Below are 19,929 nucleotides of genomic sequence, written 5' to 3'. Positions count from 1 at the left end.
AGCGTCGGTATTCGATCCTCAGCTCCGGACGTCTCACTGCTGCGGGCGGCTGAGAACCTTGAAGGCAAAGAATTGCGTCTTCTGGCCGGCCGAGAAATTATTGTCGGAGCCGAGAATGAGGACGTCGGCGCCGTCCTTGGCCTTGCCGAGCGACATCGCCTCGATATTGTCGGGAACGAGGCCGATCGCCCTCAAATCGAGGATCTGGCTCTTGCGGGCGGGGACGACGCGCTGGTCGTTTTTGGCCAGCGAAGCGATAGCGGATACATCGGTGGCATCAGTCAGATCCATCATCATGATCTTGATATTGTTGCCGAATCCCTGGGCATAGCTGCGTTCGACGGCGAGCAGGCGGTGATCGTCGAGGGCAAGAAACTCGGGCATGCCGTTGTCATTGCCGCCGTCGGGTTTGGTGGCGGCCTGCGGGATCGGCGAGACGGGGTAGACGTACTCAGCCTTCGGCTCGCCGGTGGCGCCGTCGTAGCGGATGATGCGCGACAGGCTGCCCGACGTCAGCGAAGGGTTCGGACCATCCTGGTAAAGGGCGGCTTCGACACCGACGAAAACATCGCCGGAGGGCGCGATGGCAAGATCCTCGAAGGCGAGATTGTCACGGATGCCGGTCGACTTGTCCGCAGTCGGCGCAAAGACCTCCGGAAGCTTGAATTCGCGGACGAAGGAACCGTCCGGCGACGCGACACGGATGAAGGGTGCCAGCAGCGCCTTGCCGTCGCCTTCGCTGCCCCAATAGATGCCGTCCTTACCGAGGCGGATCGATTCCGGATCGACGGTCCGGGCAGCGAAGGGCTCGCCGTTCTTGTCCTTCAGGGTCACCTGCTTGACGACCGAAACGCCCTTGAGGCCCGACGCGTCGACATCGACGTCGAGTTCATAGAAGCGAGCCGGGCCTCTTTCAGAGCGGTCGTCGCTGATGGCGATATAGTGGCCGGTGGCGGCATCGAAATCGAGACCGGAAATGCCGCCGAATTCGACGCCGTTTTCCATGTGGCCAGTGGGGATAACGAATTCACCGAGATAGGAGAGCGAAATGCCGGCGGCGCAATCGCCGAAGGGGCAGGCGGTCTCGAAAGTGGCGCCGATATCGGTGGCCCCAATATCTGTGGTGCTGGCGGTGACGGTGCTAGACAGGAGAACGAAAGCGGCAGCCGCGAGAAAACGCTTGGTCATGACAAATATCCGGCAAGGGTTGAAAACGGTTCGACCGGCGCAAATGCTTCCGGGGGGAGGCACGCCGACCGCTTCATGCACCGGTTATTTGACGGAGTTGTTACGGTTCTTCGTCAGTTCCGTGAAATCGTGAATGCTAAAATGGGTCGCGGTAATCTGGTGCTGCGAACGGATCGTTCAGCTGCAGGATTGTGCTTGGAAGGCAAGCGCACCGCCAGGTGTTGCCCAGTCGTTGCGCGGCCTTTAGAAATGCGTATTGCACGTGCGAGAGGTTGCAAAACAATGCCTGTCTTAAAGCGCCCGAAGGTCGGCAGTGTACCGGCGATCGCATTTTTTCTCACGAGCTTTGCTTGCATGGGTAGCGAAACTTCGCAACGAATCGAACCCCGCCGGCCTTCGGCGGAAAGTGAGTTTCCGTTCGCCATTTATGGCCGACCAGCTTCGACTCTGGTTGAAGGCGGTGGTCGATATAATCCCTCGATCAGGAAATATCCTGATGCAAGCGCCTGCTTAGTCGAAACAGAGCGAACAAACGCTCATCCGGATCTCACGAGGGTCAACTGGGATTCGATGGATTTGACGACAGATGTGGATGTTTGCGTTTTTCGGATTCTTACAAGCATCGGCCACATCGGCGAGGGCCGGCGTTGGTTTGAGACTCAAGGATTCCAGCTTTCGCGTATCATACGAGATATGCCATTCCGGCGAGACGAAATCTCCTATGAAGCGAGTATTGATAAATATCAATTCAATAAAATGATTGGGAATCAGCTTAATTTCCTGCAATTAAAATTTTTGGTTGGAATCTCTATTGGAGTACAATTGGATAAAAACGCAAATGTGAGAAATGTAATACTAACTTCAACGTGGGAATAGTTCCGTCGGCGCGATTTGGAAAAGCCAGACGCGCAAAGGACGCTGTAACACTTTGAATTGCAGCATCACGCCTTAGATATCGAGATTCTCGGCGAAGGCAGCGCGATCCTGAATGAAGCGGAAGCGGGCTTCCGGTTTGGTGCCCATCAGATCGTCGACGGCGCTGCGGGTGCCTTCGAAATCCACCTCGTCGATCAGCACCTTGAGCAGGGTGCGCTTGGACGGATCCATGGTGGTTTCCTTGAGCTGGGCGGGCATCATCTCGCCGAGACCTTTGAAGCGGCTGATCTCGACCTTGGCCTTGCCCTTGAACTCCGTCTGCATCAGCTCGGCGCGATGATTGTCATCGCGGGCATAGGCGGATTTCGAGCCTTGGGTGATCTTGTAAAGCGGCGGCACGGCGAGGAAGAGATGGCCGCCGCGCACCAGCTCCGGCATCTCCTGATAGAAGAAGGTGATGAGCAGCGAGGCGATGTGGGCACCGTCGACGTCGGCATCGGTCATGACGATGATGCGCTCGTAACGCAGGTCCTCGTCGCGGTATTTCGAGCGCGTGCCACAGCCCAGCGCCTGGATGAGATCGGCGAGCTGCTGGTTGGCGCCGAGTTTTTCGCGGCCGGCGCTGGCAACGTTGAGGATCTTGCCGCGCAGCGGCAGAATGGCCTGGTTGGCGCGGTTGCGCGCCTGCTTTGCCGAACCGCCGGCCGAATCACCCTCGACGATGAAGAGTTCGGCGCCCTCGGCCGTGTTCTGCGAGCAGTCGGCAAGCTTGCCGGGCAGGCGCAATTTGCGCACCGCGCTCTTGCGGTTGACTTCTTTTTCCTTGCGGCGGCGCAGACGCTCCTCGGCGCGCTCGATCACCCAGTCGAGCAGCTTGGCCGACTCGTTCGGATTGTCGGCAAGGTAATGGTCGAAGGGGTCGCGCAGCGCGTTCTCGACGATGCGCTGGGCCTCGACTGTCGCAAGCTTGTCCTTGGTCTGGCCGACGAATTCCGGCTCGCGAATGAAGACCGACAGCATGCCGACGGCCGAAATCATCACGTCGTCGGTGGTGATCTGCGCGGCGCGCTTGTTCTGCGTCAGCTCGGCATAGGCCTTCAGGCCCTTGGTCAGCGCGATGCGAAGGCCGGCCTCATGCGTGCCACCTTCGGGCGTCGGGATGGTGTTGCAATAGGAATGCACCTGCGGATCGCCGCCATACCAGGTGATCGCCCATTCCATCGAGCCGTGGCCGCTGGTCTTCTCGGTTTTGCCGGCAAAGATCTCGCGGGTGACAGTGAACTCCTTGCCCATCGTCGCCTGGAGATAGTCCTTCAGGCCGCCGGGGAAGTGGAAGACGGCCTTGTCAGGGACCTCGGAACCTTCGGGCAGCACGCCCGCCTCGCAGCTCCAGCGGATCTCGACGCCGCCGAAGAGATAGGCCTTCGAGCGCGCCATGCGGAAGACGCGGGCAGCGTCGAACTTCATGTGATCCCCAAAGATCTGGGGGTCGGGATGGAAGCGCACACGGGTGCCGCGGCGGTTGTGGACGTCGCCCAGCTCTTCGAGGCCGCCCTGCGGCAGGCCGCGGGAGAAGCGCTGGCGGTAGAGCTTGCGGTTTCGCGCCACCTCGACCTCGAGGTCGTCGGAGAGTGCGTTGACGACCGAAACGCCGACGCCGTGCAAGCCGCCGGAGGTCTCGTAAGCCTTGCCGTCGAATTTGCCGCCGGCATGCAGCTTGGTCATGATGACTTCGAGCGTCGACTTGCCCGGCACCTGCGGATGGTTCTCGACCGGGATGCCGCGGCCGTTGTCGGAGACGGTGAGATAACCCTCAAGGTCGAGATAGACCTCGATGAAATTGGCATGCCCGGCGACCGCCTCATCCATCGCATTGTCGATGACTTCGGCAAAGAGGTGGTGCAGCGCCTTTTCATCGGTGCCGCCGATATACATGCCCGGGCGCATGCGCACCGGCTCGAGGCCTTCGAGGACGCGGATCGACGAGGCGCCGTAATCATCTGAGTTCGAGGCGGCGGGCGCGGGGCGTGCGGAGGCTCCGGCAGCAGGGGGTGCTGCTGCGGCGGCGGGCGCAGCCGTCACCGGCGGCCGTTCGGCGGGCGCCGCAGGCTTCTGCGCCTCCTCGCGTTTTTCAGAGAGGGGCATTCCGGAAAAGAGGTCGTTGCTATCGTCCATGGAGCCGTTCAGATCTTCATCCTGTCTTGGGTCTGGCTTGGGCGGGCATCCGCCGCCGACCCAAAATCACCGCATTTCATGCCACGTTTGCGAATCAGGCAGATTTTGCCAGAAAGCACCTCTATACGCGACACCGCCGGTTTTGGCGGGCTTTTCCCAAATGATTTGCGTTGCCGGGCGCAGAATGGCAAGCGGCGGCAGGCTTCAGGAACCATCCGAATGCGAATGTCCACAAGTCATTGCACCATCATCACCGCAATTGCGGCGTTTTTCTTGTCCGCGGCCATCCTGTCCGCTGTTGGCCCGGCAGAGGCGGCCGACGCTTTGCCGCCTTTCAAGGACGAGCTGTTTTCCAAGCAGTCCGTCTTGCAGACAGGCGACGGCGGCGCCTTCGAGGTCATCGACTATGACGAGATGCGCGATATCAACGGCCGCGACCAGATCCCGCAAAAGCGGGTGCAGCAGAAATATGTGGCGCTCGGCATCCGCAAGGCGCAAGCGGACGAAACGTTGTCTGTCGACGGCATCAAGCTCGATGTCACCAGGGTGGGACCGGCCGGGAATGCCGCCTTCACGGTGATTTTCATCCATGGGCGCGACGGTGACCGGCGGCTTGGGGCCAACGACTACAGCTTCGGCGGCAATTTCAACCGCCTCAAGAACCTCGTCGCCGGTAATGGCGGCGTTTATTATTCGCCGACAGTCAGGAACTTCGACAGCAGCGGCGTTGCGGCGATCGCCGGCCTCATCCGCTATGCCAGCGCGCAATCGCCCGGCCGGCCGATCATCCTTTCCTGCGCTTCGATGGGCAGCCAGGTTTGCTGGGGCATTGCGCGTAACAGTGACAGCGTCAAGCGGCTGAGGGGCATGCTGATCATGAGCGGGGTCACCGATCCCGATTTCACCAGGAGCGCCTTTTACAAGGCCAAGCTGCCGCTGTGGTTCGCCCATGGCAGCCGCGACCCGGTCTATGCCGCCGCTAGCCAGCAGGCGCTGTTCGAAAGCCTGCACAATGCAAGGTATCCGGCGCGTTTCACGCTGTTTCAGACCGGCAATCACGGGACGCCGATCCGGATGATCGACTGGCGTAAGGTGTTGAACTGGATTCTGGCCGGCTAAGGAATATTGCGCAAAACTGTGCAGCGATTTTTTCGATAACGGCACGCAGAAAAAACCAAAAGGCGGTTTTCGGCAGAAATATGCTCGGGATTGCAGAGATTCCCCTTACGTCAAGGGCATGATGCTTTTCTTTGCTGCAAGCTTTTGATATTGCCCAAGGCATATGCAGATTGTGGAAGGCCGGCATGACACCTGACGTGCGCCCGCTTGTGGCGGGAAATTGGAAAATGAATGGCATGCGTGCCTCCCTGGATCAGATCAAGACGATCGCCGAGGGTGTTCGCCCGCCGTTGGCCGACAAGGTCGAAGCGCTGATCTGCCCGCCGGCGACGCTGCTCTATGTGGCGACGGCGCTGTGCACCGACAGCCCGCTGGCGATCGGCGCTCAGGACTGCCATCAGAACCCATCAGGCGCGCATACCGGCGACATCTCTGCCGAGATGATTGCAGATTGTTTCGGCACCTATGTCATCGTCGGCCATTCCGAGCGGCGCACCGACCATGCCGAAACCGACCATCTGGTCCGCGCCAAGGCGGCGGCCGCCTTCGCCGCAGGGCTGACGGCGATCATCTGCATCGGCGAGACCGCGGATGAGCGCCGGACAGGCCAGGCGCTCGACGTCATCAAGCGCCAGCTTTCCGCCTCGGTTCCGGACGGCGCCACCGCCGAGAGCACAGTCATCGCCTACGAGCCGATCTGGGCGATCGGCACCGGCGTGACGCCGACATCAGGTGATGTCGAAAAGGCGCATGCCTTCATGCGGGCAGAGCTCGTGGCCCGCTTCGGCGACGAAGGCCGCAAGATGCGTCTTCTCTATGGCGGCTCGGTCAAGCCGGCCAATGCCCATGAGCTGATGGGCATTGCCAATGTCGATGGCGCGCTGATCGGCGGAGCGAGCTTGAAAGCGGCCGACTTCCTCGCCATCTACCGGGCCTATGAGGCGCTGCTCGCCTGAGGCATTTTTTATTCCTGGGTTTATTCCCGAGTTTATTCCGGGCTGAAGGGCTTGGAATAGATGAAAGCCTCATGTAAAGAGCCGCCAGAATTCTTACTTATGTCCGTCTCCAGGCGGGCAGGACTGGACCCATGCAGACCGTATTGATTGTCATCCATCTCATGATCGTGCTCGCCCTTGTCGGCGTCGTGCTCATCCAGCGCTCGGAAGGCGGCGGCCTCGGCATCGGCGGCGGTTCCGGCTTCATGTCGGCCCGCGGCACGGCCAATGCGCTGACGCGCACGACCGCGATCCTTGCGACCCTGTTTTTCCTGACTTCGCTCGGCCTCGGCATCCTGACACGTTACGAGGGCCGTCCGAGCGACATTCTCGACCGCATTCCGGCAACAGGCGGCCAGGGCAACGGTATTCTCGATTCGCTCGGCGGCGCGCAGGCTCCGGCATCCCCGCCGGCCGGCAACGGCGTTCCAAGCAGCGGCGCGGCAGCACCCGCACCGCAGGCTCCCGCCGCTCAAGCTCCAGCAACTGGGGCGCCGGCAACTGGCACTCCGGCGACTCAGGCCCCAGCGGCCACCGCGCCTTCAACGACCGCTCCGGCAACGACTGCCCCGGCAACGCCCGCAGCTCCGGCCGCGCCGGCACCGGCTCAGCCCTCCGGCGTCCCGACGGGACAGTAAACCGGTCTTCGACATAACCGCCGGCAGGCCCCAGGGTCTGCCGGTTTTCTTTTGTTCAGATTCCTGCGCGACGCATCGAAAGTTCTGGAAAAGAATTTTTGGGCTGGTGGAATCGTTTTTGAAAAGGTATCCGGTGAATCCCATGGCGCGATACGTATTTATCACTGGCGGCGTGGTTTCCTCTCTCGGAAAAGGAATTGCGGCCGCGGCTCTCGGAGCGTTGCTGCAGGCCCGTGGATATAGGGTTCGGCTTCGCAAGCTCGACCCCTATCTGAACGTGGATCCGGGCACGATGAGCCCGACCCAGCACGGCGAGGTCTTCGTCACCGACGACGGCGCGGAAACCGATCTCGATCTCGGTCACTACGAACGCTTCACGGGGCGTTCGGCGACCAAGACCGACAACATCACCACCGGCCGCATCTACAAGAACATCATCGACAAGGAACGGCGCGGCGACTATCTCGGCGCGACGGTGCAGGTCATCCCGCACGTCACCAACGAGATCAAGGATTTCGTCATCGAGGGCAATGACGACTACGACTTCGTCATCTGCGAGATCGGCGGCACGGTCGGCGACATCGAGGCGATGCCGTTCATGGAGGCGATCCGCCAGCTCGGCAACGACCTGCCGCGCGGCACCGCCGTCTACGTTCACCTGACGCTGATGCCCTATATTCCGGCGGCCGGCGAGCTCAAGACCAAGCCGACGCAGCATTCGGTGAAGGAACTGCAGGCGCTCGGCATTCATCCCGATATCCTGCTGGTGCGGGCCGACCGCGAAATTCCGGAAGCCGAGCGCCGCAAGCTATCGTTGTTCTGCAACGTTCGCCCGTCTGCCGTCATCCAGGCGCTCGACGTTGCCAACATCTACGATGTACCGATAGCCTACCACAAGGAAGGCCTCGACGACGAAGTGCTCGCGGCCTTCGGTATCGAGCCGGCGCCTAAGCCGCGGCTCGACCCGTGGGAAGAGGTCTGCAACCGCATCCGCACGCCGGAAGGCGAGGTGACGATCGCGATCGTCGGCAAATATACCGGCCTCAAGGATGCCTATAAGTCGCTGATCGAGGCGCTGCATCACGGCGGCATCGCCAATCGCGTCAAAGTCAATCTCGAATGGATCGAGTCCGAGGTCTTCGAAAAGGAAGATCCGGCGCCCTATCTCGAAAAGGTACACGGCATCCTCGTGCCCGGCGGCTTCGGTGAACGCGGCTCGGAAGGCAAGATCCACGCTGCCCGCTTTGCCCGCGAGCGCAAGGTGCCATATTTCGGCATCTGCTTCGGCATGCAGATGGCAGTCATCGAGGCGGCGCGCAATCTCGCCGACGTGCCCGGTGCCTCCTCGACCGAATTCGGCCCGACGAAAGAGCCGGTGGTCGGCCTGATGACCGAATGGGTCAAGGGCAACGAGTTGCAGAAGCGCACGGCAGCCGGCGATCTCGGCGGCACGATGCGCCTCGGCGCCTACAAGGCGGCCCTGAAGAAGGGCACGAAGATCGCGGATATCTACGGTTCCACCGATATTTCCGAGCGTCACCGCCATCGCTACGAGGTCAATGTCGACTACAGGGACCGGCTCGAAAACTGCGGCCTCGTCTTCTCCGGCATGTCGCCGGACGGCGTGCTTCCGGAGACGATCGAATATCCCGATCATCCCTGGTTCATCGGCGTGCAGTACCACCCGGAACTGAAAAGCCGGCCGCTCGACCCGCATCCGCTGTTTGCCAGCTTCATCGAAGCGGCGACGGAGCAGAGCCGCCTCGTCTGATGCATGCAAACCAGATCGCGTTGTTTGAGGCGCGATCTGGATAACATCCATGCCTGCGCTAATTTGCCGGCATGACCCCTTCACGCAGCACGACCGTCTCACGCTTCATCGCAGCGCCGCGCGAGCGCATCTACCGCGCCTTCCTCGATGCAGATGCGGTCGCCACCTGGCTTCCGCCTGATACGATGAAGGGCATCGTCCATGCCTTCGAGGGCAGGGAAGGCGGCGCCTTCAGCATGTCGCTCGTCTATCCCGACGACGAGACATCGCAGCCGGGCAAGACCTCCGACAAGGCAGACAGGTTCGAAGGCCGATTTGCCAAGCTCGTGCCGGACGAACGAATCGTCTGGGCAACGGTCTTCGATTCCGAGGACGAGGGCTTTTCCGGCGAGATGACCGTCAGCACGATGTTGTCGCCTGCGGATGGAGGCACCGATGTGACGATGGTCTGCGACAATATTCCGTCCGGGATCCGCCTCGAAGACAATGAGGAAGGGTGCCGCTCGACGCTCGACAAGCTTGCCGCTTTTGTCGGCGGCTGAGGATCGACGGCAGGGATATAGCCCTGCCGCCGAATTCAATCTTCACGCAGCCGCCGGCAGCGGCCCGATATAGACCGAGCGTGGCCGGATCAACCGGCCGTCGAGCGCCTGTTCGCGGGCATGGGCCAGCCAGCCGACGGTGCGGCCGATCGCGAAGACGCCGGTGAAGGCCTTACGCGGAAAGCCGAGCGCTTCGAGCAGCAGCGCGGTATAAAACTCGACATTGACGTCGAGCGGACGGTTCGGCTTGCGCGCCTTCAGGATCGCCAATGCCGCAGCCTCCACGGCTTCCGCCAGCGCACTGCGGGCGCTGTTTACCTGTCCGGTTGATATCAGCGGCTTCAGCGCGCCCTTCAGCGCATTGGCGCGCGGATCGCGAACGCGGTAGATACGGTGGCCGAAGCCCATCAGCCTTTCGCCCCGGTCGAGTGCTTCCTCGAGCCATGGGTAAGCATTCTCCGCCGTTCCGATCGCATCCAGCATGTCGAGCACAGGACCGGGCGCGCCGCCATGCAGCGGCCCTTTCAGCGCGCTCAGTGCGGCGAGCACGGAAGAGGTGAGGCCGGCCTGCGTCGAGGCGATGACGCGCGATGCGAAGGTCGAGGCATTGAGGCCATGGTCCGAAATCGTCACGAGATAGGTGTCGAGGGCCGCTGTCTGCTCCCTGGTCGGCAATTTTCCGGTCAGCATACGCAGGATATCGGCCGCCTGCGGCAGCGAGGCGTCGGGCGCGATCGGTCTTTTGCCGCTTTGCATGCGAAGGATCGCCGGTAGGAAAACTGCGGGCGCAGCCAGAAGGCTGAGAGCGGTATCGAAATCCTCGCTGTCGGGCAGGCGGGCGATCAGCGCCCGCATTGCATCGACCGGAGGCAGGGCGAGCAGGGCGGCGTCGGCGGCCTTGATATGGCCGAAAATCCTCGTTCGCGCCTGCGCCAACCAGTCGCGCAATTCCGCTTCGTCGAAGCTTTTTTCCATCAGCCCATCGAGCAATAGGGCGGCGACGCCTTCATAGGTGCCGTCTGCAACCAGGTGATCCAGCGATACGCCGCGGATGATCAGTCGTCCCGCTTCGCCATCGACATCCGAAAGCTGCGTTTCGGCAGCAATGACATCTTCCAAGCCGTTTTTCATGTTGTTTCTCCTTTACGGTCTGGATGATCCGACCTAGTTTCATTGACGTCAATCTTGACGCAATTGATCAATGTGAGGCTCCGATGTCGTGGCTGACCGCCGAGGAGGCGCTGCAGGCGCTGAAGACCAAGCCGCAGACGCTCTATGCCAATGTCAGCCGCGGACGCATCCGCGCCAAGCCCGATCCCGCCGACCCGCGCCGCAGCCTCTATCAAGCTACCGACGTACAGCGGCTTGCCGAACGCCACGCCGGCCGCCGCAAGACCGAAACGGTCGCCGCCGAGGCGATCCGCTGGGGCGATCCAGTTCTGTCCTCGGCAATTTCCACCATCATCGGCGGACGGCTTTTCTATCGCGGAAAAGATACGGCCGGTTTCGCTGAAGTCGCGACGCTGGAGCAGGCGGCGGCGCTGCTCTGGAACGGTGCGGAGCCACTCTCCTCCGGCAGCGAGACCAGACATGCCTCTCCGTCGCTTCAGGCGGCGTTCCTGGCGCTGGCAGGGCGAGTGACATCGGATCTGCCATCGCTCGGCCGCTCGCAGGCAGCACTGCGCCGTGAAGCAAGCGGAGTTCTCTCCACCGTCGCCGATGCGCTGGCGCCGGGGCCTTCGGACCGGCCGCTACATCTCAGGCTTGCGGCAAGCTGGCAGCGGCCGGACGCCGCCGATTGCCTGCGCCGCGCGCTGGTGCTGCTTGCCGATCATGAACTCAACGCCTCGACCTTTGCAGCGCGGGTCACGGCATCGGCGGGTGCAGCCCTTTCGGCCGCCGTGCTGTCCGGTCTGGCGACGCTGACAGGGCCGCTGCATGGCGCCGCCTGGCAGGGTGTCGACGCCTTGATCGAGACCACGTCCGCGCTCGGGGCGGAGCAGGCGATCCGCCGCACGCTTGCCCAAGGCAATCGCCTGTCGGCCTTCGGCCATCCGCTCTATCCCGATGACGATATCAGGGCCTTAGCGCTGCTTTCGCACTTCCCCCTGCCGCCGCGGTTTGCTGAACTCCGGCAAACCGGCGAGGAGATCGTGGGCGAGAAGGTCAACGTCGATTTCGCGCTTGCCGCAATGGCTGCCGCCTTCGATCTTCCGAGGGAGGCGCCGATCATCATGTTCTCGCTTGCCCGTTCCGCGGGTTGGCTTGCCCATGCAATGGAACAGATCGACAGCGGCGAATTGATCCGGCCGCGGGCGCGTTATACCGGACCTGCGCCCGAAACGGATAATAGAACGTAAGAATTATACCGGCGATTGCGACGATTTGCTTTTTTTGGCCTAGGGAAATATTTGAATTCGGCTATCATGCCTCAGATCGAAGAAGACAGTTGGGAAGAAGACGGTTGGCGGGCGTTTTCGAAAAGATCCATCCGCGCGGTCAAGGGGACTTTCCATGAATACGACGTTTCGCAGCCGGCTTGCCGCCGCACTCGCTCTCGGCCTCATTCCGCATGGGGCGGCCTTTGCGCAGTCTGCCGGCTGCACGGTATCGCGTGATGCCGGCGCCCGTCAGGTGCTCAGTTGTCCCGGCGGCGTCACGGTGACGGCGGAGGCCGGCGCGGCCTACAGCCTGGTCGACCGCAACCGTGACGGCAGCCCCGATTCGGCATCGCTGCGCCGCAAAGCCATTCTCATCGATGTCGATAACACCCAGCACGCAGGTGGTTTCCAGGTCGTGACGCCGCAGGCGATTGCGGCCGTGCGCGGCACCCAATGGGCTGTCGATGTCGCAGGCGGCCAGACCTCGGTGCTGGTCGTCAGAGGCAGCGTCGCGGTTCGCCGGCCGTCCGGCGAGCCGGTGGTGCTGTCGCCGGGCGAGGGCGTCGACGTTACCGCCGGAACCGAACCCCTCGTCGTGCGTCGCTGGCCGGCGCCGCGCGCTGCCGCCCTTCTTGCCCGTCTCGGCCAATAAGTCCCATGAATCATCGCCTGCTGACAGTGATCGCGCTGCTGCTCGCCGGTCTTTGGGGAGCTGCGCTCGGCCATACCAATCTCCATGCCGGAAGCGGTCTTCTCGACCGGATGGAGGCCTCGCTTGCCGATATCCGCAGCGCCATCGTCGGGGCGAAGACACCGCCTCCCGTCGTCTCGATCGTCGCGATCGACGACCGCACCGCTGGGGCGCACGGCTATCCGCTCAATCGGGCGACGCTTGCGCGCCTCGTTGATGCGATCACCGCGCTGAAGCCGAAGGCCGTGGCCATCGATATTTTGCTGGTCGATCCGGGGCCGGAGGAGGGCGATGCGGCACTGACCTCGGCCCTTCGCCAGGGGCCAAGCGTGATTGCGGCCGCGGCCACTTTTGCGCAAAGCAGCCAGCGGGTCACCGATGCGGCCGAGGATCCGCTTGCCGCCATCCCGGAGGCAAACCAGCTTCTCTTGCCGCTCCCCCGCTTTGCCGAGGCCGCCGCGGTCGGCATCGTCAACGTCGCAACCGACCAGACCGGCACGCCGCGCTTCATTCCGCTGATCTCGCGTGCCGCAGACCGGCTGGATCCGGCTTTTCCGCTGCGTGCCGCGTCGGTGGCGCTCGGCGTCGATCCCACCATCGAACGCGACGCCATCATGCTCGGAAAGCTGCGTATTCCCACTGATATCGGCCAGCGCCTGCCGGTGACATTCTATGGCGGCCACGGCAGCATCGCCACCTTCAGCGCTGCCGATGCGCTGGATGGCAGGCTGCCAGCGGATGCGGTGGCAGGCCGCATCGTCGTCATCGGTTCGACTGTCACCGGCGGCGGCGATGTCTTCCCGACACCGTTCGATCCCGTCATGCCCGGCGTCGAGGTGATGTCGACGGCGATCACCCATCTTGTTACCGGCGACGGCATGGTGCGCGACCGCAGGATGCGGCTTATCGATGCCGCCACCGCCATCGGACTGCCGATCGTGCTCGTGTCGCTGGTCGCCTGGCGCCGGAGTGCGGCAGGCTATGTCATCATCGTGCTGACGCTGATCGTCTGGGCGATGCTCAATCTGTCGGCCTTCGCGCATGGCTACTGGCTGAGTGCGGCGCTGCCGATCGCCGCAGCACTGCCGCCGGCGCTGGCTTATGGCGCGGCCGAACTCTGGCTCGACCGTGGCCGCGCCCGCCATTTCGCCGAGCAGAGCGCGCTTCTGCAGCGCATCGAGGCGCCGGGGCTCGGCGAGTGGCTGGCGCGCGATCCGAACTTCCTCGCCGCGCCGGTGCGGCAGAACGCCGCCGTCATCTTCATCGATCTCTCGGGCTTCACCGGCCTCAGCGAAAATGTGGGGCCGGTGGCGGTGAGCGAGATGCTGAGCGGCTTCTTCGAACTGGTCGACGAGGAGGCGCGCGCCCATGGCGGCGCCATCACCAGCTTCATGGGCGACGGGGCGATGATCCTGTTCGGCCTGCCGGAGCCTGCCGATGACGATGCCGCCCGTGCCGCCGCTTGCGCAGTCAGTCTGTGCGAGCGCACAAGGGCCTGGCTTCAAGCGCATGCGGGCTTTGCCCAAAAGAAGATCGGCTTCAAGGTCGGCGCCCATTGTGGCCCGATCGTCGCCTCGCGATTGGGCACCGGCGACCGGCAGCAGATCACCGCGGCGGGCGACACCATCAATGTCGGCAGCCGGCTGATGGAGGTCGCCGCCCGCCATGGCGTCGAACTGGCGCTGAGCGCCGAAATCGTCCGCGCCGCCGGCCCCGATAGCGTGCTCTCGCAGTCCGGCCGGATGGAGGGACCGTTGGAAACGGCGCTGCGTGGCCGGGCAAGCCGCATCGACGCCTGGCTGTGGCGCAGCCGCACGCTTTGACAATCGCCGCGGGAGCGGCTAGGAACGGCGCAAATACCCCGCCGGCTGGCTCCGGCCATGGCGCAGCAACGCGCCTGACAGCTCCGAAAGATCGAACTCATGACAGAATTTAACGGCGTCGTTCCGGCGATCGCCAAGGCGTTGCAGAAGCGTGGTTACGCCGAACTCACCCCGGTGCAGAAGGCGATGCTCGATCCGGCGCTTGCCGCTTCCGACGCGCTGGTCTCGGCCCAGACCGGCTCCGGCAAAACCGTCGCCTTCGGCCTGGCGCTGGCGCCGACGCTGCTCGAAGGCAGGGAGCGCTTCGGCAATGCCGCCGCGCCGCTCGCCCTGGTCATCGCCCCGACGCGCGAGCTTGCCCTGCAGGTGAAGCGCGAGCTCGAATGGCTCTTTGAGATGACCAGCGCGGTGATCGTCAGCTGCGTCGGCGGCATGGACATCCGTAATGAGCGCCGCTCGCTCGAACGCGGCGCCCATATCGTCGTCGGCACGCCCGGCCGGCTTTGCGACCATATCCGCCGCAGGGCGCTCGACATGTCGGAACTGAAGGCCGCCGTGCTCGACGAGGCCGACGAGATGCTCGATCTCGGCTTCCGCGAAGACCTCGAATTCATCCTCGATGCGGCGCCGGACGAACGCCGGACGCTGATGTTTTCGGCAACGGTGCCGGCGGCGATCGCCAAGCTTGCCAAGAGCTACCAGCGCGATGCCGTGCGCATCAGCACCGCGGCCGAGGAAAAGCAGCATATTGACATCGAATATCGCGCGCTGATGGTCGCCCCGAGCGACCGCGAGAACGCGATCATCAACGTGCTGCGCTATTACGAGGCGACCAATGCCATCGTGTTCTGCTCGACGCGCGCCGCCGTCAACCATCTGACCGCACGCTTCAACAACCGCAATTTCGCCGTCGTGGCGCTGTCCGGCGAGCTGACGCAGAACGAGCGCACGCATGCGCTGCAGGCGATGCGCGACGGGCGCGCCCGTGTCTGCATCGCGACCGACGTTGCCGCCCGCGGCATCGACCTGCCGGGGCTCGATCTCGTCATCCATGCCGACCTGCCGACCAATCCGGACACGCTGCTGCACCGCAGCGGCCGAACCGGCCGGGCCGGACGCAAGGGCATCAGCGCCATGATCGTGCCGCTGAATGCACGGCGCAAGGCAGAGCGCCTGCTTGAGAATGCCGGTATTTCGGCTGCCTGGGCGCGCCCGCCTTCGGCCGAGGAAGTAAGCGAGCGCGACGACGCGCGGCTGCTCGCCGATCCGATCTTCAACGAAACGCCGCAGGAGGAAGAGCAGGGGCTGGTACAGCAGCTTCTCGCCAGCCACGGCGCCGAAAAGCTCGCCGCCGCTTTCTTACGTCTTTACCGCACCAATCATTCGGCGCCGGAGGACCTCATCGAGGTTACCGTGCAGGACGACCGCAGCCGCAAGCGCCGCGACAATTCCGAGCCGTACGAGCCGGCGCAGAAGGGACCGCGCGAAGATTTTGGCGCCAGCGTCTGGTTTTCCGTCTCAGTCGGGCGCAAGCAGAATGCCGAGCCGCGCTGGCTGATCCCGATGCTCTGCCGCAACGGCAATGTGACGAAGCGCGAGATCGGCGCGATCAAGATGCAGCCCGAGGAAACTTTTGTGGAGATCGCTGCGGCGAGCGCCGAAAGCTTCCTGGCGGCGATCGGTCCGAACAAAGCGCTCGAACGCGGCATCCGCGTGACCAGGCTTTCCGGCACGCCGGATTTCAGCCGGGCGCCTGCGCCGAAGCCTTATGCCGGCAAGCCATCTCGCGACGAGCGGCCGGACGACACATTCCGCGGCGAGCGGCCGAAGAACAAGTTCGGCAAGGGTCCGGGCGGCGGATATGCCGCGGCCGATAATAGCGGCGGGGACAAACGGGATAGCAAGCCCTGGAGCAAGAAGCCGGGCAAGCCCGCTTTCGATGGCCCGAAGTCCGACAAGCCGAAATACGAAGGCCCGAGATCCGAGGCCCCCAAATATGAGGGTAAGGGCGGCGCCGGACCAAAAGCTAAGTTCTCAAAGAAGAAGCCCGGCTGATTTTGCCGGCAGCCCTTCGCCGATAAGGCGGAGGGCTTTGGGTCGTATCCCTGAGGGAGGCAAGGATGGTGACGGAAACGGCGATCCTCAGCGTCCCGGTTTTCAGTACGCTCTGCAATGAGGCCTTCCGGCTGCGGCGCGCTATTTTCGTGCATGAGCAGAAGGTTCCCGAAGCCGAGGAATTCGATGCCGACGATCTCAACGCTCATCATCTTGTCGCCGTCACGGCGGGCGAAGTCTCCGGCACCCTGCGGATCATCTACGCCGAGGAACATGTGAAGGTCGGCCGGGTTGCGGTTGCAAGCCAATGGCGCGGCCAAGGCATTGCAGCCGCAATGATCGGGCAAGCGATGGAACTGCATCGCGCTGCCCGCGACAACCGCTTCTATCTGACAGCGCAGGCGGACAAGCTGCCGCTTTACGAGCGTTTCGGCTTCGTTGCCTATGGCGCGCAATTTCTTGACGGCGGAATGCCGCATCTTGCCATGAAGAATTACTGAGCTCTAGCAAAGCGTCGTTTCAGGCTTGGGATTTCACTTCGAACGCAAGCGAACTTGAAAGCTCCCGGTAGGCGTCGATCTGCTGCTGCAGCAGCGCGATTTTCTGTTCCACCATGCCAACAGCATCAGCTCCGGCGATGAACCGGCGGGGCAGCTCCGGTTGGTTGACCAGGGTGATCAGCGCTTGGGCAAGTTTTGCGGGATCGCCGCTCTGCTGGCCGTTGGCGGACTTCCAGAATGCCAGGTGCTGGGCGCGTCTTTCGTCGTAGTCGCGGACAGATGACGGAGCATATTGGGTTGATTCGTCGGTCAGCAGTTCCGTGCGGAAGAAGCCCGGATTGACGATCATCGTTTCAATACCAAACGGCGCCACTTCGGGCTGCAGCGATTCCATCCAGCCATCGAGGGCAAACTTCGCGGCAGAGTAAGCGCTGCAAAACTCAAAGCCCAGCAGGCTGGCCGTCGATGAGATCGAGATGACCTTGCCGGATTCCTGCCGGCGCATCACCGGCAGGACGGCGCGGGTGACACTCATGGGGCCGAGGAGATTACTGGCCAACTGCAGATCCATTTGGGCTGAGGTCAATTCCTCAAAATAGCCTGCGTAAAAGTTCGCGGCATTGTTCACCAGCACGTCGATGCGACCAAAACGTTCAAGCGCCGCTTTGACAGCGGAGTCCGCATCTGCAGACTTTGTCACGTCCAGCGTGACGACCAGCAGGTTTTCCGATTGACCGATGGCCGCGGCAACGCGCTCACGATTTCGGCCGGTGGCGACGAGCTTGTCGCCGGACGCCAGAACCGCCTTGGCGAAATCGAGCCCCATGCCGCGCCCGGCGCCTGTGATCATCCAGACTTTACTCATAGAATTCTCCTTGATGGCGAGTTGTGTACCGACACTTTATGCGTTGGCCTTCCGCCCGTGCGCCGCATGATCATCGTTGATCTTGAACCAGCCGCCGGCTGCCTCGATGACGCCCCAGAGTTTGGTGGGAAGTGCGATTTTTGGGACCGTCGTGGTTCTGATCTCCGTCTCGATCAGATCGCCGTTGCCGCTCTTTGACAGTTCGACCCAGTCCGGGTTGATCACCAGCCCTTGGCCGACAGCCACAAGCGAAAGGCCCAGATCGAGGGCACGCTCCGCTTGTTGAGGCGTTCTGACCTGGCCAGCGGCAAGGACTGGCACGCGCCCCGCAACTCTGGCGGCGATCAACTCAGCGATCATGCGATCATCGCTAGCTTCAACCGGCTTGGCATCGAGTACGCTCGACAGCGATGCATGGATGTAGTCCACGCCGCAATCGATGAGACGGTCGATAAGCCCGTAGGTGTCCTCGATCCGAAGCCCGCCCGATTCTGGTTCCTCCGGGGAAATCCGGTATCCCAAAAGGAAGGGTCGCGTCGCGTATGTGTCTATTATCCGCTTCACTTCGAGGACCACTGCGAGCGGGAACCGCATCCGGTTTTCCAGCGCGCCTCCCCATTCGTCGTTGCGCTGGTTATAGACAGGCGAGAAGAAGTTCTGGATCAGGAAGCCATGGGCACCATGGAGTTCGACGCCGTCGAAGCCCGCTTCGATGGCACGGCGCGTCGCCCGCCCGAACGCCGAAATCACATCGAGGATTTCGTCATGGCTCAGAGCACGTGTAGTGACCCCACCTGGATTGAACGGGCCGGGGGGAACTTCGAGCGCACTGGCGCTGACCACGTCCTTCTTCGGGACCAGCTCCGGCACGGCCTTGTTCCCAGCGTGAAAAATCTGAAGAATCGCGGGTGCGCCGCCGCTCTTGGCGGATTCCGCGAGCCGCCGCAGACTTGGCATGAAGCTGTCGTCATAAGAAGCGAATTCGCCCGTGAAGCCGATGCCATTGGGCGTGACGTGCGTGCAGCCCGTCACAACGAGGCCAACGCCTTTTACCCTGCGTCGATAATACGAAACTTCCTCATCCGAGACAGTTCCATCGCCATTCGCCGACCATGTCGTCATTGGGGCCATGACGACCCGGTTGCGAAGCGTGAGCCCCTTGGCGAATGCGAACGGTTCAAAAATTTTGGACGTAGTTTCCATGAGCAATTGTCTCTCTTGCTTGCCGGTCAACGGTTTGTGAAGTGACAGATAGCGATGAAGACAAACGATGATTAGCCGCTATAATCTGCATGAAGTTAGAAATGGGGCTGATAAATGAGACACGGTGACTTCAGCGAACTTGCAGCCTTCATCGCCGTCGCCGAGGCCGGAAGTTTCACGCGCGCCTCCGCCAAGCTGGGACTTTCCCAGTCTGCCGTCAGTTACTCAGTCAGGATGCTGGAGCAGAGGCTGGGGGTGCGGCTAATCTCACGCACTACACGAAGCTTGTCGCTGACCGATGCCGGAGAGCGTATGCTTCGGAACCTCCGCCCTGCCTTCGAACACATCGAAAGCGAGATCGCAGCCGTCACCGCACTTCGTGACAAGCCGGCGGGCACTATCCGTATCACGACGTTTCGATATGCCGCCATGAGCGTGCTTTGGCCTGTCATGACAACATTCTTGGCGGAATACCCGGATATTGAAATGGAGGTCATTCTTGACGAGGGCCTGACGGATATCGTGGCCGACCGGTTCGACGCCGGTATTCGCATTGGAGAACAGGTTCAAAAAGACATGGTTGCCGTCAGGATCGGCCCTGACCTTCGCATGGCAGTCGTTGGATCGCCGTCCTACTTCCAGAACCGCACAATCCCAATGACGCCCCGCGATCTCGGCGATCACCGGGGTATTAGCTACCGGCAAACCACAGGAGGTGGATTGTACGCCTGGGAGTTCGAGCGCGACGGCGAGGAGCTTGTGGTCAGAATGAACGGGCCGCTCATCATCAACGATAGTTTGATGCTGGAAGCCGCTGCTTTGGATGGGCTCGGGCTTGCCTACACTTTCGAAAGTCAGGTTTCACAATACATTGCAGACGGGCGACTGATCCGAGTCCTCGACGATTGGTGTCAGTCGTTCCCTGGCTATCACCTGTATTACCCAAGCCGACGTCAGCATACGGCTGCGTTTGCGCTCCTCGTCGAGGCGCTTCGTTTCAAAGGCTGACGCCCCTGCCAGGCCTGCCCGGAAGATGGTCGCGTTGGGTTGGGGGGTGATCTCAGTCGCGCGATTGCCGATAGACGTGAAGTCCTGCCTGTCCTGATT

General features: G+C 62.4%; 17 protein-coding genes. 12 read left to right on the top strand and 5 right to left on the bottom strand.

All coding sequences use genetic code 11. The features are described 5' to 3' along the window. Window positions 1-33: 33 nt before the first annotated feature. Entirely contained in the window at window positions 34-1,188 is a 1,155-nt protein-coding gene (locus B5P46_RS33110; RefSeq protein ID WP_129422407.1) for an esterase-like activity of phytase family protein, read from the bottom strand. A gap of 75 nt (window positions 1,189-1,263) precedes the next feature. On the opposite strand from B5P46_RS33110, the gene B5P46_RS33105 reads away from it, so the two are divergent. Then, on the top strand, window positions 1,264-2,064 hold the full coding sequence (locus tag B5P46_RS33105) for a hypothetical protein (RefSeq protein WP_129422406.1): 801 nt from the start codon (window positions 1,264-1,266) through the stop codon (window positions 2,062-2,064). A gap of 72 nt (window positions 2,065-2,136) precedes the next feature. Here the strand turns inward: B5P46_RS33105 and parE are convergent, their stop codons facing one another. Continuing rightward, complete coding sequence (gene parE, locus B5P46_RS33100) at window positions 2,137-4,239, bottom strand: DNA topoisomerase IV subunit B (protein ID WP_129422405.1); 2,103 nt, start codon at window positions 4,237-4,239, stop codon at window positions 2,137-2,139. Between the two features lie 219 nt (window positions 4,240-4,458). On the opposite strand from parE, the gene B5P46_RS33095 reads away from it, so the two are divergent. From B5P46_RS33095 to B5P46_RS33070, 5 genes are all read left to right on the top strand, one after another. After that, entirely contained in the window at window positions 4,459-5,358 is a 900-nt protein-coding gene (locus tag B5P46_RS33095) for an alpha/beta hydrolase (protein WP_129422404.1), read from the top strand. A gap of 185 nt (window positions 5,359-5,543) precedes the next feature. Continuing rightward, window positions 5,544-6,314 (top strand): triose-phosphate isomerase, encoded by a 771-nt coding sequence (gene tpiA / locus B5P46_RS33090; RefSeq protein ID WP_129422403.1) that lies wholly within the window; start codon window positions 5,544-5,546, stop codon window positions 6,312-6,314. 131 nt (window positions 6,315-6,445) lie between these two features. Further along, a complete protein-coding gene (gene secG / locus B5P46_RS33085; RefSeq protein ID WP_129422402.1) occupies window positions 6,446-6,991 on the top strand; it encodes a preprotein translocase subunit SecG in 546 nt (181 codons plus the stop codon). A 142-nt stretch (window positions 6,992-7,133) separates the two neighbouring features. Next, window positions 7,134-8,762, top strand: coding sequence for a CTP synthase (locus B5P46_RS33075; RefSeq protein WP_129422400.1), 1,629 nt, complete (start codon window positions 7,134-7,136; stop codon window positions 8,760-8,762). Window positions 8,763-8,833: 71 nt separating this feature from the next. After that, a complete protein-coding gene (locus B5P46_RS33070) occupies window positions 8,834-9,304 on the top strand; it encodes an SRPBCC family protein (RefSeq protein ID WP_129422399.1) in 471 nt (156 codons plus the stop codon). Window positions 9,305-9,346: 42 nt separating this feature from the next. Here the strand turns inward: B5P46_RS33070 and B5P46_RS33065 are convergent, their stop codons facing one another. Beyond that, the gene (locus tag B5P46_RS33065; protein WP_129422398.1) at window positions 9,347-10,435 is read right to left on the bottom strand and encodes a citrate synthase/methylcitrate synthase; all 1,089 of its coding nucleotides are present in this window, start codon (window positions 10,433-10,435) and stop codon (window positions 9,347-9,349) included. A gap of 83 nt (window positions 10,436-10,518) precedes the next feature. Between B5P46_RS33065 and B5P46_RS33060 the strand changes: the two genes are divergently transcribed. The 5 genes from B5P46_RS33060 (at window position 10,519) to B5P46_RS33040 (ending at window position 16,754) form a co-directional block, all read left to right on the top strand. Continuing rightward, on the top strand, window positions 10,519-11,664 hold the full coding sequence (locus B5P46_RS33060) for a citrate synthase (RefSeq protein WP_129422397.1): 1,146 nt from the start codon (window positions 10,519-10,521) through the stop codon (window positions 11,662-11,664). Window positions 11,665-11,818: 154 nt separating this feature from the next. Continuing rightward, the gene (locus tag B5P46_RS33055) at window positions 11,819-12,337 is read left to right on the top strand and encodes a FecR domain-containing protein (RefSeq protein ID WP_129422396.1); all 519 of its coding nucleotides are present in this window, start codon (window positions 11,819-11,821) and stop codon (window positions 12,335-12,337) included. Window positions 12,338-12,342: 5 nt separating this feature from the next. Further along, window positions 12,343-14,199: a CHASE2 domain-containing protein gene (locus B5P46_RS33050; RefSeq protein ID WP_129422395.1), complete on the top strand. Its 1,857-nt coding sequence runs from the start codon at window positions 12,343-12,345 to the stop codon at window positions 14,197-14,199. Window positions 14,200-14,298: 99 nt separating this feature from the next. Next, the gene (locus B5P46_RS33045) at window positions 14,299-16,254 is read left to right on the top strand and encodes a DEAD/DEAH box helicase (RefSeq protein WP_129422394.1); all 1,956 of its coding nucleotides are present in this window, start codon (window positions 14,299-14,301) and stop codon (window positions 16,252-16,254) included. 65 nt (window positions 16,255-16,319) lie between these two features. Next, complete coding sequence (locus tag B5P46_RS33040) at window positions 16,320-16,754, top strand: GNAT family N-acetyltransferase (protein ID WP_129422393.1); 435 nt, start codon at window positions 16,320-16,322, stop codon at window positions 16,752-16,754. Between the two features lie 19 nt (window positions 16,755-16,773). On the opposite strand, the gene B5P46_RS33035 is transcribed toward B5P46_RS33040, so the two are convergent. Both B5P46_RS33035 and B5P46_RS33030 read right to left on the bottom strand, forming a co-directional pair. Continuing rightward, window positions 16,774-17,619, bottom strand: a complete 846-nt coding sequence (locus tag B5P46_RS33035) for an SDR family NAD(P)-dependent oxidoreductase (RefSeq protein ID WP_129422392.1) — start codon at window positions 17,617-17,619, stop codon at window positions 16,774-16,776. Window positions 17,620-17,655: 36 nt separating this feature from the next. Next, window positions 17,656-18,828, bottom strand: coding sequence for an NADH-dependent flavin oxidoreductase (locus B5P46_RS33030; RefSeq protein ID WP_129422391.1), 1,173 nt, complete (start codon window positions 18,826-18,828; stop codon window positions 17,656-17,658). A 108-nt stretch (window positions 18,829-18,936) separates the two neighbouring features. Between B5P46_RS33030 and B5P46_RS33025 the strand changes: the two genes are divergently transcribed. Continuing rightward, window positions 18,937-19,830, top strand: coding sequence for a LysR family transcriptional regulator (locus B5P46_RS33025; RefSeq protein ID WP_129422390.1), 894 nt, complete (start codon window positions 18,937-18,939; stop codon window positions 19,828-19,830). The last annotated feature ends 99 nt before the right edge of the window (window positions 19,831-19,929 follow it).

This window comes from Rhizobium leguminosarum (assembly GCF_004123835.1).
Lineage (GTDB): Bacteria > Pseudomonadota > Alphaproteobacteria > Rhizobiales > Rhizobiaceae > Rhizobium > Rhizobium leguminosarum_M.
The sequence above is the reverse complement of the archived record's forward strand: the minus strand, read 5'-3'. Positions and strand labels throughout refer to the sequence as shown.

Bases quoted from the DNA above. Each gene is read 5' to 3' on its own strand.
- B5P46_RS33060 (WP_129422397.1), top strand. From the start codon at position 10,519: ATGTCGTGGCTGACCGCCGAGGAGGCGCTGCAGGCGCTGAAGACCAAG.
- B5P46_RS33040 (WP_129422393.1), top strand. From the start codon at position 16,320: ATGGTGACGGAAACGGCGATCCTCAGCGTCCCGGTTTTCAGTACGCTC.
- B5P46_RS33075 (WP_129422400.1), top strand. From the start codon at position 7,134: ATGGCGCGATACGTATTTATCACTGGCGGCGTGGTTTCCTCTCTCGGA.
- tpiA (WP_129422403.1), top strand. From the start codon at position 5,544: ATGACACCTGACGTGCGCCCGCTTGTGGCGGGAAATTGGAAAATGAAT.
- B5P46_RS33105 (WP_129422406.1), top strand. From the start codon at position 1,264: ATGCACCGGTTATTTGACGGAGTTGTTACGGTTCTTCGTCAGTTCCGT.
- B5P46_RS33035 (WP_129422392.1), bottom strand. From the start codon at position 17,619: ATGAGTAAAGTCTGGATGATCACAGGCGCCGGGCGCGGCATGGGGCTC.
- B5P46_RS33045 (WP_129422394.1), top strand. From the start codon at position 14,299: ATGACAGAATTTAACGGCGTCGTTCCGGCGATCGCCAAGGCGTTGCAG.
- B5P46_RS33065 (WP_129422398.1), bottom strand. From the start codon at position 10,435: ATGAAAAACGGCTTGGAAGATGTCATTGCTGCCGAAACGCAGCTTTCG.
- B5P46_RS33095 (WP_129422404.1), top strand. From the start codon at position 4,459: ATGCGAATGTCCACAAGTCATTGCACCATCATCACCGCAATTGCGGCG.
- B5P46_RS33070 (WP_129422399.1), top strand. From the start codon at position 8,834: ATGACCCCTTCACGCAGCACGACCGTCTCACGCTTCATCGCAGCGCCG.
- B5P46_RS33050 (WP_129422395.1), top strand. From the start codon at position 12,343: ATGAATCATCGCCTGCTGACAGTGATCGCGCTGCTGCTCGCCGGTCTT.
- B5P46_RS33055 (WP_129422396.1), top strand. From the start codon at position 11,819: ATGAATACGACGTTTCGCAGCCGGCTTGCCGCCGCACTCGCTCTCGGC.
- B5P46_RS33025 (WP_129422390.1), top strand. From the start codon at position 18,937: ATGAGACACGGTGACTTCAGCGAACTTGCAGCCTTCATCGCCGTCGCC.
- secG (WP_129422402.1), top strand. From the start codon at position 6,446: ATGCAGACCGTATTGATTGTCATCCATCTCATGATCGTGCTCGCCCTT.
- B5P46_RS33110 (WP_129422407.1), bottom strand. From the start codon at position 1,188: ATGACCAAGCGTTTTCTCGCGGCTGCCGCTTTCGTTCTCCTGTCTAGC.
- parE (WP_129422405.1), bottom strand. From the start codon at position 4,239: ATGGACGATAGCAACGACCTCTTTTCCGGAATGCCCCTCTCTGAAAAA.